Below are 16,027 nucleotides of genomic sequence, written 5' to 3' on the forward strand. Positions count from 1 at the left end.
ACAATGCAAGTCAGTAAGTGGATCCGTATTTTCCTAGCAATCATTGGTTCGATTTTATTTTTAGATGGATTAGTTCTAATTTGTCTCAATAAAATTAATGTAGGCACTGTTATTCCTTTAATTTTAGGTGCTTTCTTCTGCCTATATTCTTTATTTTATTATCACTTAGAGCGCTTTTTCTTCTATCACTATCGCTTACACACACTTTGGCGTTTTGGGTGGTTATGCTTCTGGATATGGTTAATTGGCTTAGGCTATTTCTTTAGCTTTATTAAAGAAAATAAGAATACTTCAAATAATATTCCCCCAGTAAAAGCAATTATTGTCTTAGGAAGTGGTGTCGAAAATGGCCAGCCATCTACAATTCTTGCAAAACGTTTAGATACAGCTGCCCCTTTAGCCCTAAAACAGCAGCAAGCACAGATTGTTTTAACAGGTGGTCTTGATTTTTCAGAAAAAGAAAGCGAAGCATTGGTTATGTCTCGTTATCTTGAACAAAAGTATCATATCGCAAGAAACCAAATGATCCTTGAAGATAAGAGTACTAGTACTGAGCTTAATTTAAAAAATAGTAAACCCTTATTAGAACAACATCAGATTACCTTAGACCAGCCAATCGCTATCGTGACAAGTGACTTTCATATTCCTCGAGCAGTAGCAATCGCAAAAAAACAGGGCTATACCCAAGTTTATGGAGTCGCTGCCGAGACACCATTGGCTACTCGCTACAATGCATGGTTACGTGAATACTTCGCATACGCGAGTGGATGGCTTTTAAACGAATATTAAAATAATTTAATCTAAAAAACTGCTATTTAAAAAATAGCAGTTTTTTTTATTTTGAAAAATTAGTGAGCAGTACAACTATAAAATTGAGATACGTTGACGTTAATAAAGTACAGATTAAGTTCTTATATTTAGTCTCTAATGAAACAAATTTAATGAGCACTAAAAACCCACCAAAGACATAAGTATAGAAGTAATAAAGCTGAAGAATTAAAAACTAACGATCAATAAAACAATAACTTAAAAATCTAAAGGCTTTAATTTTAAAATAGAAAAATTGAGCCTATAGTTAGTCACATAGTAAATAAATTTACATGCAAGCATAAGATATTTATAGAATAATATTAATTTAGAGAGATTTAAATTTCTGGTAGGAAATATGGTGGGCGCTGACGGGATCGAACCGCCGACATTCTGCTTGTAAGGCAGACGCTCTACCAACTGAGCTAAGCGCCCTTAATGAGAAAAGATAATGAATGTATCTCTATACTCTACATTCTCTAGACAAGGGAATCAAGAGAATGGCGCAGCGGACGGGGCTCGAACCCGCGACCCCCGGCGTGACAGGCCGGTATTCTAACCAACTGAACTACCGCTGCACTACAATACTTTAAAATAAAGCATGGTCACATATATGGTGGGCGCTGACGGGATCGAACCGCCGACATTCTGCTTGTAAGGCAGACGCTCTACCAACTGAGCTAAGCGCCCCAAGAAGAAAAAACTAATAAATTATTAATTTTTTGATTTAAAATTTTTACATCTCAAATCTTCTTCCAAACACAACCCGAACTGAAAAGTGGCGCAGCGGACGGGGCTCGAACCCGCGACCCCCGGCGTGACAGGCCGGTATTCTAACCAACTGAACTACCGCTGCACTTTCACAATATCGAAATTGTGGGGTAAACGATGTTAAGTCTTAAGTGGCGCAGCGGACGGGGCTCGAACCCGCGACCCCCGGCGTGACAGGCCGGTATTCTAACCAACTGAACTACCGCTGCACTTGAGAGCTTAACGTAAAGGCTTGGTGGGCGCTGACGGGATCGAACCGCCGACATTCTGCTTGTAAGGCAGACGCTCTACCAACTGAGCTAAGCGCCCTTAACGTCTTCATCGTTTGTGAGGTGCATTATAGAGAATCTTTAACAGGTGTCAAACGCTTTTCGACAACTTTTCAAAAAAATGCGAATGAATGATTAAAAATAAGTCATTATTAAGTAAAAAACAATTTTTTGTATTTTATTTAAGCACTTATTTTAATATTTTGATCATTCAGCTAATTAAATAAGAATTTTTAAAATCCTATTTTAGGTTAAAGATTGCTCAGACAAATAAACCAATGCATCTTCAGAGACTAAATCAAACAATTCAATGATTTCCTCATTACGCATTCGAATACATCCATGTGACATGGGAACACCCATCAGTTCTTTATCAGGTGTGCCATGAATATAGATATAACGCTGCATGGTGTCGTGACCTTCGCCTTTGTTAAAGCCTTCTTCCAAACCATCTAACCAAAGAATACGTGACAATATCCAATCTCGTTCAGGGAATTGTGCCGCTAGTTCACTACTATAAACCTCCCCTGTTGGCTTACGTGCAATAAAAACCGCATTTTGAGGAGATTGGGCACCAATTTTTTTTGCAACTCTATGCCATCCACGTGGAGTTTTACCCGTATTCTCCTGCTCACCGATTCCGTTCTTTCCGGTAGAAATGACATAAAACTTATTATGTTTAGGCAAAGTTAAGGTTTGGTTTGCCAAATCGATGAGGACATCAGCATCTTCGAGCTTAAATTGAGACATTGAACTTACTCTCTTATATCAACTCAAATATTTTGAGTTTAAGTAAAAATTTATAGGAAGAAGTTGTCTTGCGCCAAAAATAAAAGGTTCTCAATCTTCTTTTATCTACGCGCAGTTTCACTTTTTGGCTCAGGCCGTAGCCATAACCAAACTGCAACGATGAACATGGTAGTATCAGTAAAAACCTTGACCCAAAGCGGTGCTGAAGTAAATAGCATGATCAGGCCACTGATTGCCATCATTATGCTTGCAATCCACTTGGCTTTACGTGGCACTGTACCATTGGCTCGCCAATCACGTAATGTTGGACCGTATTTGGGATGATTTAATAACCAGTCATCCATTTGTGGCCATCCCTTTGAAGCTGCCCATGCAGCCAGAATCAAAAACACTGTTGTGGGCATACCTGGTAAAATTGCTCCAATAATGCCTAGTGTGATAAAAATCACGACCAAAGAGCGCCAGAACAATGTTCGCATATATAAACCTTAACCTGCTGTTAGCGTTAGTATAAAGTGTTTTTCTTATATTGTTTGTTGATCCCTTATGAAATTAGGATGAATTGCATCGAGTATTAAATATATGAATATTGCCTCAGTGAAAACTTCCTATTTCGAACCATGGCTTCAATTTCGACATCCTATAGTGCGACAGCTGGCTTTTTGTATCGCTAGTCCGAATTTACTTAGCCAATTACCAAAAAGTTTTTCTATACAACATCACTTTAAGCTGCATCCCACAGAAATATGGGAAGAGCATTTCCAAAATTATTTACCACGTTTAAAAGAGCTCGATCAGTCACCAGAGCCTTTAATACAGTTTTTATCTCAACTTAAAAGTACACGCTTAGGCTTACGCTTTGAGAATTTACTTTGGTTCTGGCTACAAGAGGATAATTATCATCCATATCAATTGTTGGGTCATAGTATTCAAAAAATTGAAGGAGCAATAACTTTAGGTGAGTTAGATTTCTTGATTTTAAATAAAGAAACTCAACAAGTTGAACACTGGGAAGTCGCGCTAAAATACTATTTAGGCGAAGCGGATTTACTTTTAGAACAATGGATTGGGTTGAATCGCCAAGATACTCTGAGCAAAAAACTTTATCATTTTACGAATAAGCAATTTCAGTTCTCTGAAGCATTAAATTTTAAGATCGAACAACGTTTTGCGGTTTTAAAAGGACAACTCTACTTGCCACTTCAGTTAAATTTTCAAAAGTCGCTACCAGAATGGATAAATTTAAAGCGTCGTTTAGGATATTGGGGTACTACCATTCCACACTCTCCCTTTTATCGATTAGAAAGACACGAATGGTTGTGTCCAAATCAATCGCCTAGTTCAGATTCAGCGCACTGGTGGACAGATGGTTTATATTGTAAAAGTAGTGAAGAGGTCATATTTTATATGTTTAGGCATCCTTCATACTTAAACATTAAGTCGATTTCGCACTAACTTGCAAAAATTAAGCTAATTAACAATAAGTTTTAAGCTTCTAGAAACATTTTATAACGTTTTTACTATTAAACAGTCATGTTTCTTTTTCCGTTTGTTTTTTAATCTAAATTTACTTCATTATTAAATTTAAACGGAGAAAATGATGAAAAAAGTTTTAGCTGCGTCTGTAATGGTTGCTGTTATTTTAACAGGGTGTAATACGTTTAAAGGTTTTGGGCAAGATGTTTCTAAAGCAGGTGATGCCGTAACAAATACTGCTGAAAAAACACAAGATAAAATGTAAGTTAGAGTTGTCACGAAAAAACCTTATCTTTCCGATAAGGTTTTTTTATTTTTACGTACCCTTCCTATAGAGATTCGCCTATTATATCGGACTATATTTCACCTGATCAGCACGCAATTTTCGGTATGAACCACTCAGATACTCTCTCGCTTAGCTTAGACCTGTTACAACAGCCTTCTGTTACTCCTGTTGACCATACATGCCAAACCATCATGGCAGACCGTTTAGCCAAAATTGGATTTCATATTGAACCAATGCGTTTCGGTGAAGTTGATAATCTTTGGGCGCGCCGAGGAACTGAAGAACCTGTATTTTGTTTTGCCGGTCATACTGACGTAGTTCCTACAGGTAAGTTAGAAGCATGGAATTCAGATCCGTTTATACCTGAAATTCGCGATGGCAAATTATATGGTCGTGGTTCGGCCGATATGAAAACTGCTCTTGCAGCCATGGTCGTTGCATCTGAGCGTTTTGTCACAAAACATCCTGATCATAAAGGTTCAATTGCCTTTTTAATTACTTCTGATGAAGAAGGCCCTGCTATTAATGGTACGGTTAAAGTTATTGAGACTCTTGAAAAACGTAACGAAAAAATGACGTGGTGTTTAGTTGGTGAACCTTCAAGCACTCATAAACTGGGTGATATTGTTAAGAATGGCCGTCGCGGTTCACTTAATGCCGTATTAAAGGTTCAAGGTAAGCAAGGACATGTAGCTTATCCACATTTGGCACGCAACCCAATTCATGAGGCATCACCCGCTTTGGCAGAGCTATGCCAAACTGTTTGGGACAATGGAAATGAATATTTCCCTGCAACTTCATTTCAGATTTCAAATATTCATGCTGGAACTGGCGCAACGAATGTCATTCCTGGAACATTGGAAGTTACTTTTAACTTCCGTTATTCAACAGAAGTGACAGCAGAACAACTTAAACAACGTGTGCATGAAATTTTAGACAAACACGGTTTACAGTATGAAATCGTGTGGAATCTTTCTGGTTTACCGTTCCTTACACCAGTCGGTGAACTCGTTAATGCGGCGCAGACTGCAATTTTGAACGTAACAGGTACAGAAACCGAGCTTTCAACGAGTGGCGGTACTTCTGATGGACGTTTCATTGCTCCAACAGGCGCACAGGTATTAGAGTTAGGTGTTCTGAACGCAACAATTCATCAAATTAATGAACATGTTGACGTACATGACCTTGATCCACTAACCGATATTTATGAGCAAATTTTAGAAAATTTGTTAGCTAAGTAAAAGTTAAGATCTAATAAATTGAAAAAGCGCCCTTTTTGGGGCGCTTTTTTTTATATTTAAAGTATCAGTACCTTCTTTAAAAATGTTGAATATTATTTACATTCAATAAACTAGAAAATTAGTTTTAATATAAATAGCTTAAAAAGCTGCTTTGGAATTCTTATCTATCCATTGCAATATAGTTGGCCAGACTTCTTTAGCCGCATTTTGACTAAGTACAATTCGACTATGAGAATAATTTTCCAAGTTATTATTAGAATCACTAAATTCGCGAAATATATTATTTTTATTCTCAAAAGCCTCTAAATATTTATAACACCCTTTAACAGGTGCAATAAATTTATCGCCAGTTCCACAGATAGAATATATGGGAACTCTAATAGAGCTCATATGTTTTTTATAATCAATATTTTTATATTCACTTATAAAATTTTGCTTCAAATTCCAATTAAACCATGGTCGCATCGTGTAATAGCTTTCATTTACTCTTCCTAACTTAAATTTATTAGCAGGTATCTGACCAAGACCTTTTACAACTAGTTTTGCAGAAAATAATTTAATAAAATCAAAGGAATTATTTACCGCTCCAAATGCTTGGCAAGCAATAAAAGTAATACTTTGAATATTTTTTAAATACTCAGGATAGTTAATCAAGAACATGGTTAAGCATAAACCTCCACCACTGTGGGTTACACAGTGTAATGAGGTAATATTAAAATGTTGTTGAATATAATGGAATGCAGTTTTATATTCATATAGTGCAACAGTTTCAAAGTTAAATGGTATATCTGTTTTTGGGCTAGTACCATGGCCTCGCCACTCTAAAATAAAACAAATATAACCATGATTTGCCAAATAATCTGCAATGCCTATACAGACAGTTTTATCCGAAAATGCACCATGAGATAAGAAAATTGCTTCTTTTTTTATCAGAGAATTATTTCTTTTAGAAATTTCCCATAAAGCAAATTCGCCATGATCATCTGTTTTTAAAATATGTAGTTCTTTATGAATTGACATTTATTTTTCTACTTTTGTAAAGACTTTATTCTAGGTTGACTTAGCAATGCTTGAATGAGTGGAGTATAAAACTCACCCTCATTAATAATTTTAATATAATCATCTCCATACTCTACCCAGCCTTCTTCAACTAAGACATCCCATATAGGCTTATAGTCGAGTTTAATATCACTACTAAAAATTTTCTCATATTTTTTAGTATTAATTTTCATTTCTTGTAATGCTTGGAATATCCAGATTAGTTTTACATCTTCAGTATCATGAACAAACATACGTTCAATAGGAAGCTTATTCAAAGATATCGCATCATAATATTCATTTAGGTTTCGGTGGTTCATTGCTGAAACAGACTTAATTTCTGATGAGTTAGGCTATAATCTCATATTAACCGCTGCATAGCCTAATCCGCTCATTGTCGTTATTTTATTTTGACCATTTTCATGTAAACAGTCTCGGAGATTATCTTCATATAAATATTTTTCTGAGATCAGATGATTATCATTTGGTTTTTCCCAGTCATATACTGTTTTTTGTTTATAGCCTTTACTTATTAAGAATTGTTTTGCAATGTTATACATTTCAATTTTTCTCTCAATAGATGGCGTATTCTGCTTTTGTTTTGTAGCAAAATCAGATCGACCAGCAATATTAAGCTCATAATGAGTAATATGTTTTATTCCTGATTGAACAATACTTTCTAGATCTTCTAGCATTGCTTCAATCGATTGGTTTGGCCAACCATAGATCAGATCAACATTGCAAGATAGAGAATACTTGTGAAATAACTCAATCGCATCGAAAACTTGCTTTCTTGTTTGTTTTCGACCACTGGTAGCGATTAGCTCATCATTAACCTGTTGTACCCCCATACTGACTCGATTGAAACCAGCTTCTTTAATTGCTCTTATTTTATCTTCATTAAAAAGTTGAGGAATACCTTCTAAAGTCATTTCTATGGGTGTAGATACCCCCATGTCCGGAAAAACGGATGATATAATGTTAGCCAGTTTTATATAATCATGAGGTTGAAGTAAATTAGGTGTACCTCCTCCTACATATAGACTTTCTAGTTGAGCGCCTTGATAAAATTCTTTATATAAATGAGCTTCTCTATTTAAAAAGTTTAAATAATAGTCTATTTCCTTTTTACCTTTATAGTCTTGAGTAGGGAAAAGACAAAATCCACAATGAGGTGGATCAGTAGGAATACAATAAGGAATACCTAAATATAAATTTATAGACTTATATTGAGCTTCGGTATTCTTTAGCAAATAATTTTTTTCGTTCTCTGGTAAATCTGTTTTCCACATTTTAGGTGAAGGATGAGTATGTAAAACTTTATTTGATAAATGTCTAACTTTATTTTTTTCTATGAAATTTTTAATTGAAGCGATATCCATTGTCATTATACTTAAAAATAAATATCAACAAATATATTATATTTAAGTATAATATACAATTATTCGCCTCCCTAATTAGTTTAAAAATCTTCATATTTCATTAATTTACTCTAGTTTAAGTATCCTGAATATAGATTTTAATATCCTCCACAAATTGTTTTATTTCTCATAAGAAAAAGGAACTCGAAATGAGTTCCTTTTTTTATAGATGAAATGAATTTTGGATATATTGCAAATTAGGAACGTAGTAGCGTTGATTGTCCATACGTACATATTTAAATACAGTTGGGTGCTGTAAAGACTCTTGTATATCTTCATTTTCATCTACGACTTCAGAAATACGCAGACGAACTGAAACTGGCATCGATTTACACATAAGTGCAAAACGTTGACTAATGTCTTCACTTTCAATGACTAATGCTACTGCTCGCGAATCCATTTCATTGTGAACCGAATAAACAGGGAGTTTTACATCATGCCATTCAATATGCTTGATACCATTTTTAACATCCATAGCAGATAACACTATATTTTGTGGCAATAGCATCGGCACTTGCTGATGGCACTCAATAATATATGCATCAATAAAACCAGTTGAGACAGTAATTAAATGCTGAAGCTCTTGCTGATCCATTTCATTAATTAAAGATGTAGTTATATTACTTTGCATTAGGCAAGTCCCCCTTCAAATGTCATGAATAAGGCATCAATATTGTGAAGTAAGTCTTCTTCTTGGAAAGGTTTACCCATGTACTGGTTAACACCTAAAGCAAATGCTCGTTCACGGTGTTTTTCACCAGTTCGTGATGTAATCATAATCACTGGCATATCTTGGTGTAGATCATGATGTCGAACGAGGTTAAGCACCTCAAAGCCATCCATTCGCGGCATTTCAATATCAAGTAACATGAGATCTGGTTTAATATTTTCCAACTGTTCAATTGCATCAACCCCGTCTTTAGCTGTGACTACATCATAGCTCTGACGTTCAAGTAAGCGAGACGTCACCTTACGTACAGTTACCGAGTCATCTACAATCATGATAAGACGTCGTTCGTCAGACTCGCGTTGTCTATAGATAGTTTCATTAAGCGGCTTATGTCGACGAGTAGACTGAATTTGGCGAGCAATATTTTGTCCATCTAAAATTAAGCAAACTTGACCATCACCTAAAATAGTTGCTCCTGCAATCGCGCCAATGCTAGAGAATTGTTGTCCAATTGGTTTAACTACAATCTGTGCGCGCGAGCCAATCAGTTGGTCAACTAATAATGCAACGGTTTGTCCATTATTTGCTTTAATCATTAATACTGGTAATGAATACATCATTCCACTTAAGCGCGGAATTGGTTGATTACCAATAAACTCAGATAAATAACGTAGTGGATAGCGCTTATTTTCAAATTCAAAGAACTCTTGTGCACTTCCGAAATATTGCTCTAATGAGGCGGGTGAAACCCGCACAATTCGATCAATTTGAGCCAATGGAATTGCAAATTGCTGATCAGCAACTTTAACCATTAAGGCATCACTAACGGCTACTGTCGTTGGAACACGTATGGTAAAGACAGTGCCCTGCCCATAGACAGAGTCGACACTTACGTGTCCACCTAAGGCCTTAATATCACTTTGCACTACATCCAACCCTACGCCACGACCTGAAATCTGAGTGACTTGATCGGCTGTGCTTAAACCAGGATGGAAAATCAGCTGTAAAATATCTTGATGTTCTAATACTTGTTCAGAGTGAATCAAACCAGATATTAATGCCTTTTGACGAACCTTCTCGATATCAATACCTTGTCCATCGTCCTTAAATGTAACTACAACATCTGTACCTTGACGATGAATATTCAGTTCAATGCGTCCAATTTCAGGCTTCTGCGCTTGCTCACGTTGCGCCCGGTCTTCCAGTCCATGGTCAATTGCATTTCTAAGCATGTGCTCAAGTGGCGTAACCAAGCGCTCTAGCATTGTCCGGTCCAGCTCGCCCTCTGTATTATTAACAAAAAGCTCTGCTGGTCGATTTAACGCGGTAGAAGTCTGCCTTACAATTCTTTGTAAACGAGGTAGCAATCGAGAGAATGGTACTAAACGTGTTCGCATAAGACCTTCTTGAATTTCAGCCTGAATACGCGATTGCTGTACCAATAAACCTTCGGTGTCTCTGATCTTTTCAGATAATGTATTTTTAAAATCTACTAAATCCGATGCAGACTCGGCAAGAGATTTTGATAACTGATTTAATGAAGAATATTGGTCCATCTCTAAAGGATCAAATTCCGTATAACGCGAGTTCTCAATACCGTGTTTTGCAATAATTTGGGTTTCCAATTCGCCTTCCATTCGACGTAACTGATTTGCAAGTCGCTGAATAGCCAATTCCATTTCCGCTAAGGTATGACCAAATTGGCTTAAATCCATTTCAATTCGCGATCGGTTAATCGAGTTTTCACCAGACAGATCAATCATTTTTTCAATTAAATCTGCCGAAACTCGAATCATCTCATTATTTTGATCAAGCCGTTCTGTGTGCTCCCACGCGCCCATCATTGGCGGTGGTTCTGTACCGTCACCTTGCACAAAACTCATTAAAGGTTCCGAGCTAAAGAGATCCGTTCTAGTTAACTTACTAGGAATTTGAATTGCCGTTTCAATGAACTGAATATTTTCCAGACTTTGTTGTAAACCATCGAAGTGTTGATAATTTTGTTTAAAAATTGCCTCTTTTAACCAGACAATTGCACTCTCTAATAAGTTGTCATAGATATTTGAGCTAAAATGATGAAGCGCAAACTGTTCAAAAGCGTTTTCGAGCTGATAAGCAATCGCTTGTACGGTTTCAAGTCCCAACATACGGGAACCACCTTTCAAGCTGTGCACTGCCCTTTGCAGTTGAAGCAAGATACTACGGTTTGTACGCTGCTCGAACCATTGTCTTAATAAGTGATCGGCCATCTCTAATAGTTCGGCCGCTTCCTCCATAAACGTCTGCTCGACAACAGAGTTAATATCTTGATCTTGGAGAGTTTCTTTATAGCCTTGGTCAGTATCAAGCACTTGTAATTCAGCGTGTTCAACAAGTTGATTATTAGACTCGGCAATCTGCTCAGAACCAGAAGTTAACTCACTGAAGCTTAATGCCGTATTATTTATTACTTCTTGCTGTAATGCTTCAAAATTTAATTCAGGTATAACATATGCTTCAGTTTGTGTTTGCTCATCTTTAACAGTAGAACTAAATGAATCATAGGTCTGGGCTGCATTTTTAAGCGCTTGAATAGTATGAGAAGCAGCATAATCTAGATGCTGTTCACGTACTATTTGAAGACGGTCAGCCAAGTCATCTTGAACTAGTCGAATAAAATCAATGAGAGCAGACGAAGCTATTAACTGTTTTTGAATTAATCGCTCATAAATACTTTCTAATTCATGTGCAATTAAACCAATATAAGTTGCCTGAATCATATTTGCCCCACCTTTTAAGGTATGCAAATAACGCATCAGATTATTAAGAGCGGCAAAGTTTTCTTGATCTTTAACCCAAATATTAAGATCTGTATCCATCCCTTCAAGCAACTCATCAGCTTCTTCAAGAAAAATATCTAATAGATCTGGATCAAAATGACGATTTACATGCTCAGACGAAATGAATTGTCGATCTAGTTGTACACTTTGCCCTATTGTGACCTGATCAGTGAATACATTTTCTATCAGAGGTTTATTCGTTGTTTGTTCAACTTCAGTATTAAAGGTTGGTTCAATATTAAGAATTGGAATATATTGAGTATATAGTTTTAGCTCTTCCAAGACATTTTGGTGTTGCTCAATAATACTTACTCTTTGTCCCGCAGCTAAGGCATCAAATAATTGAATTAATTGTTGGTGCGCTTTTTGATAAATTTCAAAAACATAGTCTGATTGTAATAAATCAGGTCGTTCAAGTAATATGTCATAGCTTTCTTTCAACTGGTTAGTATATTCATATAAACCAATCATTGCCTGCGATTGAGTATGTTGCAGCAAAACATCTGCTTGTTCACTTAACCGTTCAAGATAATGAGGAAACTCTGTCCGTATTCCCTTCTCAAAATCTAATTCCGCATCAAGTAATTCAGCAACATCTAGCTGTAATAACTGAGACACTAATCCATGTGGAGGCATGAGCGGGCTTGAATGCTCACCATGCTGCTCCATATAAGCATCCCAAATCTGATTAAATTTTTGTAGATCAGATTCCAATTGCTCAGTAGAACAATGTGCAGCCAATAGATCTAAACTATTTCGAATAAACTCACGATAATCACGGAGTAATGAAATTTCTTCAGAGTGAGAAGAAAGCTCTTCTTGTAATAGTGTTTTAAATAAATGCTCAACCTTGGTACTGGCATCAAAGATTGGTTCAACATGCGCCATGGCCGAGCTGCCGCGTAACGTATGTAACGCACGTATTAAAGCATTATAACTTTCATGCTGATGTATTTCTTGTTCTAAAAACTGATCAATCGTCGCTAAGTGTTCTTCTGCTTCTTCCATAAATAAAATTAAGGTTTCAGCAAGGGTCTGCTCATTTTCTATAGCGACTTCTGGAGTAGATATAGTTAAAACTTTAGCTGTTTCTGGTTCTAAATCATGTGTTTCTAAACCAGTTTGAGTTTCAGCAGTAAGGATATCTGATAATAATAAAAGTTCGTCTAAAGCGGGTTCTAAACTTTGCTGTTGTTGTAATTGTTGCCCCAATAAAATGAGGGGCCTAAAGTCTAGGCTATGATCTTTTTTAGATTTGAAGTCATCGACTAACTTAAAGAAATAGAACTTAAATACCAACTGAACATATTGTTGGATGTTAGGAGTTAATCCGAGACTCTGATTGATTACCCGATTAAGCGTATCTTCTACAGTCCAAGCAAGCTCAGCAGATGATTTGGCACCAATCATCCGGCCAGAACCTTTCAATGTATGAAAATAACGGCGGATTTCGATAAGCTTAGCAATATTTTCAGATTGCATCCACTCGTCAATCAAAGATTGTAATTCAACAAAAATTTCCTCAATTTCTTCGACAAAGATTTCAAGAAATTCATCATCTTGTTGAGAATAGCTATCTTCCGGTAGCATCATTGCTTCAGTTAAAGTTTTTAATATTTCTTTCATAGCAAAGGCTTCTTTTGCTTGTCTCCCAAATGGAGAAAAACGACAGAGTCAACACCAGAAAAATAGCTGTTTTCCCCAATATTTATCTGGTGTTGTTAATACTTTTTAGAAGAATAGCGGTACAGAAACAGCTATTCTCATCCCCAATTTAATCAGGTAATTTAAAGTCCGTTACCGATTCACGTAATGACTCTGCCATGTTTGCTAGTTCAGAAACAGAGCGTGCTGTATCAAAGGTTGCTGTTGTCGTTTGTGAAGTAATTTCTTGTACGACTGTCATGGTGGTAGCAATGTGGCTGGCAGATGCGGATTGAAGTTTTGCTGCATCAGAAATGCTGGCAATTAAGTTTGCCAAATCACCCGATACTTTTTGAATTTCATCCAGGGCAATACCCGCGTCTTTTGCCAAGTTTGCACCACGCACAACTTCAGTGGTGGTTTGTTCCATCGAAATAACAGCTTCATTTGTATCGGTCTGAATCGTTTTAACCAGAGTTTCGATCTGTTTAGTTGCCGATGCAGAACGCTCTGCAAGACGCTGTACTTCGTCAGCAACCACGGCGAAACCACGGCCTGCTTCACCCGCCATAGATGCTTGAATTGCTGCGTTTAATGCAAGAATGTTTGTTTGATCGGCAATATCATTAATGAGCGATACGATATTACCAATTTCTTGTGAAGACTCACCCAATCGCTTAATACGTTTAGACGTTTCTTGAATCTGTTCACGGATTGTATCCATACCTTCAATCGAACGGTTTACCACTTGCGCACCATTAGAGGCAATTTGTACCGAACGTTCTGCTACCTCAGCAGATTCAGATGCATTTGAAGATACTTGGTCAATCGATTGCGCCATTTCATTCATGGCTGTTGATGCACCAGCAATTTCTTGAGCCTGATGCTCAGATGCCTCTGCTAATTGGTTGGTAATATTTTGCGTATCTTGCGTATAGCGAGCAACTTCTTGAGAGGTTTCATGAATACGGGATACAAGGTCACGTAGTTGGTCAATCGCAAAGTTAATCGAGTCGGCAATTGCTCCTGTAAAATCCTCAGATACAGTTGCATATGAACGCAAGTCACCATCTGCAAGATCGGCGATTTCATCAAGTAAACGTAAGATCGCGTTTTGGTTACGGTCATACTCGTCTTGTAATCGAGTAACACGTTGCTTATCCATCACACTACGTAATGTGATTAATTTAAATACCGAGAAGATTAAGCCTGCTAAAGAACTGATTAATACCGCACCCAAGAATAAAGTAAGCCAGTTCTTTCTTGCTACATCAGATAAATGTCCCAAGTTATCTAACATCACATCTGATTTAGAGAAAATCTGAGAAGATGCCTGACGAACATTGACAATCTGGTTACCATTTTTTAATACCGTGGCAGCAGCAGATTTTAAAACTTTGTCATATTCAGATTTAATACTCTCTAAAGACTCACGTAAGGCTGGATCAGCAATACGGTCTACACCCAATTCAGCATTACCATTAAGTTCAGCATTTAAGTACGTACCAAACGTATCAATATCTACACCAAAATCGCTAGTCGATACATTTCCATCGGTACCGCTCAATACCGAGTTAATAGAACGTAAAATACGTTCGGCAATGAAGACTTGGTTCTTAGCAATAATTACCTGACTACTTGGCAAACCTTGGCGTGCCATTTGGTCAACCATCAAGTTGTATTCCGCCTGAATCTCAGGAACCGTCTCGCTAATAGAGATGTTGGTGTCATATAGCTGGTTAAGAACTTTTTGATGTGCTGAAATCAAATCAATGTTTTTTGAAAGTTCAGTCCACATAACTTGAACTTTTTGATATTCATCATTCGACTTACCGTGAATATTTTCAATCTCAAGTAAATTTTCATTAAAGTCTTTTTGAGACTGCTGTAGCTTGGTGATTGCTTCTTGAGAGCCAGACTCAGTTGCTTCAGTTGCTTGTTTAGAAATCGTTTGAGATAACAACCGTAACTCACCGAGACTTCGAATTAACTGGTTATGTCGTGGTACGTTATAAAACAGATAAGCTAGAGAAACTAATGCAAGCACAAAACATAAAAGTGCTGCATATAGGATTGGCTTGGACTTTTCACTTTCCCCAAATAAACTGGCAAACTGCTCAATTCTTGACTGGATTGTTGCAATAAAATTGCCCCCCGATTTTTCGGACGCAACCCGACTGCTGCCTTTCTTTTTAAGCTTAAAGCCCATAGCTTTTCCCCAGAAAAATACTCTGTTTTCACAGCGTAAAAATTAGTTTATAAATTTTGTCGATGCATTCATGTAATGTGGGTTTTGCAATAAACGACTAAATAAAAAGACATGCCAATGCTGGTTATGTTGATGAAAATAACCTTGGCAATATTCTTTTAGATTTTCCTCTAAGTCTAAGCTTTGAGAAAAAAAGCTTTTTTTATTAAAGTGCTGAATCCCCAAAACCTGATCCACGACCAACCCCACATACTGGTCGCGATGGCTAATACACAATACTTTTTGAGTTGACGAAAATGAACTTCGTTGCCCTAAAATAAAATGCGCCAAATCAGACACTGAAAGTAATCTTCCTCGAATATTTGCCAATCCCTTTACCCAACTTTGGGTATTTGGAACAGGTGTATATTTTGGCGGATAGATTACTTCTGACACTTCCCCAAGTGGTGCGACGAAGTATTGCCCTCTCATTTCAAAAGCAATTCCTGACCATCGCTGTGCTTCATGTTGAACTGAAGCGTAATTCTTATTACCCCGTTTAGACAAACGAAGTAACTCGATAAATCCATTCGCTGCCATACTCGATCCTATAAAACGGGTACAAAATGCCCGTTATTTATGTTTTT

Annotated in this window: 11 protein-coding genes, 6 tRNA genes and 1 pseudogene; 4 read left to right on the top strand and 14 right to left on the bottom strand. The window is 36.9% G+C overall.

The window, feature by feature from the left end:
• The first annotated feature begins 3 nt into the window (after positions 1 to 3).
• Positions 4 to 789, top strand: a complete 786-nt coding sequence (locus AWW73_RS15180; protein ID WP_057105751.1) for a YdcF family protein — start codon at positions 4 to 6, stop codon at positions 787 to 789.
• 377 nt (positions 790 to 1,166) lie between these two features.
• Here the strand turns inward: AWW73_RS15180 and AWW73_RS15185 are convergent.
• From AWW73_RS15185 to AWW73_RS15220, 8 genes are all read right to left on the bottom strand, one after another.
• Positions 1,167 to 1,242 (bottom strand) — tRNA-Val (locus AWW73_RS15185).
• A 66-nt stretch (positions 1,243 to 1,308) separates the two neighbouring features.
• A tRNA-Asp gene (locus tag AWW73_RS15190) sits at positions 1,309 to 1,385 on the bottom strand.
• Positions 1,386 to 1,421: 36 nt separating this feature from the next.
• Positions 1,422 to 1,497 (bottom strand) — tRNA-Val (locus AWW73_RS15195).
• 89 nt (positions 1,498 to 1,586) lie between these two features.
• Positions 1,587 to 1,663: transfer RNA gene (locus AWW73_RS15200), tRNA-Asp, on the bottom strand.
• Positions 1,664 to 1,710: 47 nt separating this feature from the next.
• Positions 1,711 to 1,787, bottom strand: a tRNA-Asp gene (locus AWW73_RS15205).
• A gap of 24 nt (positions 1,788 to 1,811) precedes the next feature.
• Positions 1,812 to 1,887, bottom strand: a tRNA-Val gene (locus AWW73_RS15210).
• A 206-nt stretch (positions 1,888 to 2,093) separates the two neighbouring features.
• A complete protein-coding gene (gene elsL, locus AWW73_RS15215; protein WP_016143395.1) occupies positions 2,094 to 2,597 on the bottom strand; it encodes a cell wall-recycling L,D-carboxypeptidase ElsL in 504 nt (167 codons plus the stop codon).
• A gap of 101 nt (positions 2,598 to 2,698) precedes the next feature.
• Positions 2,699 to 3,076: a YbaN family protein gene (locus AWW73_RS15220; RefSeq protein WP_016143396.1), complete on the bottom strand. Its 378-nt coding sequence runs from the start codon at positions 3,074 to 3,076 to the stop codon at positions 2,699 to 2,701.
• A 103-nt stretch (positions 3,077 to 3,179) separates the two neighbouring features.
• Here AWW73_RS15220 and AWW73_RS15225 point away from each other — a divergent pair, with 103 nt between their 5' ends.
• The 3 genes from AWW73_RS15225 to dapE all read left to right on the top strand — a co-directional run bounded on the left by AWW73_RS15225 (position 3,180) and on the right by dapE (position 5,600).
• Positions 3,180 to 4,052: a DUF1853 family protein gene (locus AWW73_RS15225; RefSeq protein ID WP_062850068.1), complete on the top strand. Its 873-nt coding sequence runs from the start codon at positions 3,180 to 3,182 to the stop codon at positions 4,050 to 4,052.
• A gap of 142 nt (positions 4,053 to 4,194) precedes the next feature.
• A complete protein-coding gene (locus AWW73_RS15230) occupies positions 4,195 to 4,338 on the top strand; it encodes an entericidin A/B family lipoprotein (protein ID WP_014207555.1) in 144 nt (47 codons plus the stop codon).
• 125 nt (positions 4,339 to 4,463) lie between these two features.
• Complete coding sequence (dapE, locus tag AWW73_RS15235; RefSeq protein WP_062850069.1) at positions 4,464 to 5,600, top strand: succinyl-diaminopimelate desuccinylase; 1,137 nt, start codon at positions 4,464 to 4,466, stop codon at positions 5,598 to 5,600.
• 138 nt (positions 5,601 to 5,738) lie between these two features.
• Here the strand turns inward: dapE and AWW73_RS15240 are convergent, their stop codons facing one another.
• From AWW73_RS15240 to AWW73_RS15265, 6 genes and pseudogenes are all read right to left on the bottom strand, one after another.
• Positions 5,739 to 6,620: an alpha/beta fold hydrolase gene (locus AWW73_RS15240; protein ID WP_062850070.1), complete on the bottom strand. Its 882-nt coding sequence runs from the start codon at positions 6,618 to 6,620 to the stop codon at positions 5,739 to 5,741.
• 8 nt (positions 6,621 to 6,628) lie between these two features.
• A pseudogene (locus AWW73_RS15245) lies at positions 6,629 to 8,020 on the bottom strand (coproporphyrinogen-III oxidase family protein).
• A gap of 202 nt (positions 8,021 to 8,222) precedes the next feature.
• Positions 8,223 to 8,690 carry a hypothetical protein gene (locus AWW73_RS15250; RefSeq protein WP_031949217.1) on the bottom strand — a complete coding sequence of 156 codons (468 nt, stop codon included), beginning with the start codon at positions 8,688 to 8,690 and terminating at the stop codon, positions 8,223 to 8,225.
• The gene (locus AWW73_RS15255; protein ID WP_062850071.1) at positions 8,690 to 13,174 is read right to left on the bottom strand and encodes an Hpt domain-containing protein; all 4,485 of its coding nucleotides are present in this window, start codon (positions 13,172 to 13,174) and stop codon (positions 8,690 to 8,692) included. Before AWW73_RS15255 ends, AWW73_RS15250 begins: the two co-directional genes overlap by 1 nt.
• 148 nt (positions 13,175 to 13,322) lie before the next feature.
• Positions 13,323 to 15,401: a methyl-accepting chemotaxis protein gene (locus AWW73_RS15260; protein ID WP_061874138.1), complete on the bottom strand. Its 2,079-nt coding sequence runs from the start codon at positions 15,399 to 15,401 to the stop codon at positions 13,323 to 13,325.
• 42 nt (positions 15,402 to 15,443) lie between these two features.
• Entirely contained in the window at positions 15,444 to 15,980 is a 537-nt protein-coding gene (locus AWW73_RS15265; protein ID WP_062850072.1) for a chemotaxis protein CheW, read from the bottom strand.
• Positions 15,981 to 16,027: the final 47 nt, after the last annotated feature.

The sequence above is a fragment of the Acinetobacter lactucae genome, assembly GCF_001605885.1.
GTDB classification, from domain to species: domain Bacteria; phylum Pseudomonadota; class Gammaproteobacteria; order Pseudomonadales; family Moraxellaceae; genus Acinetobacter; species Acinetobacter lactucae.

Excerpts from the sequence above, each read along its gene's own strand:
- elsL (WP_016143395.1), bottom strand. The coding sequence starts at position 2,597 with ATGTCTCAATTTAAGCTCGAAGATGCTGATGTCCTCATCGATTTGGCA.
- AWW73_RS15230 (WP_014207555.1), top strand. The coding sequence starts at position 4,195 with ATGATGAAAAAAGTTTTAGCTGCGTCTGTAATGGTTGCTGTTATTTTA.
- AWW73_RS15265 (WP_062850072.1), bottom strand. The coding sequence starts at position 15,980 with ATGGCAGCGAATGGATTTATCGAGTTACTTCGTTTGTCTAAACGGGGT.
- AWW73_RS15225 (WP_062850068.1), top strand. The coding sequence starts at position 3,180 with ATGAATATTGCCTCAGTGAAAACTTCCTATTTCGAACCATGGCTTCAA.
- AWW73_RS15255 (WP_062850071.1), bottom strand. The coding sequence starts at position 13,174 with ATGAAAGAAATATTAAAAACTTTAACTGAAGCAATGATGCTACCGGAA.
- AWW73_RS15250 (WP_031949217.1), bottom strand. The coding sequence starts at position 8,690 with ATGCAAAGTAATATAACTACATCTTTAATTAATGAAATGGATCAGCAA.
- dapE (WP_062850069.1), top strand. The coding sequence starts at position 4,464 with ATGAACCACTCAGATACTCTCTCGCTTAGCTTAGACCTGTTACAACAG.
- AWW73_RS15240 (WP_062850070.1), bottom strand. The coding sequence starts at position 6,620 with ATGTCAATTCATAAAGAACTACATATTTTAAAAACAGATGATCATGGC.
- AWW73_RS15260 (WP_061874138.1), bottom strand. The coding sequence starts at position 15,401 with ATGGGCTTTAAGCTTAAAAAGAAAGGCAGCAGTCGGGTTGCGTCCGAA.
- AWW73_RS15220 (WP_016143396.1), bottom strand. The coding sequence starts at position 3,076 with ATGCGAACATTGTTCTGGCGCTCTTTGGTCGTGATTTTTATCACACTA.
- AWW73_RS15180 (WP_057105751.1), top strand. The coding sequence starts at position 4 with ATGCAAGTCAGTAAGTGGATCCGTATTTTCCTAGCAATCATTGGTTCG.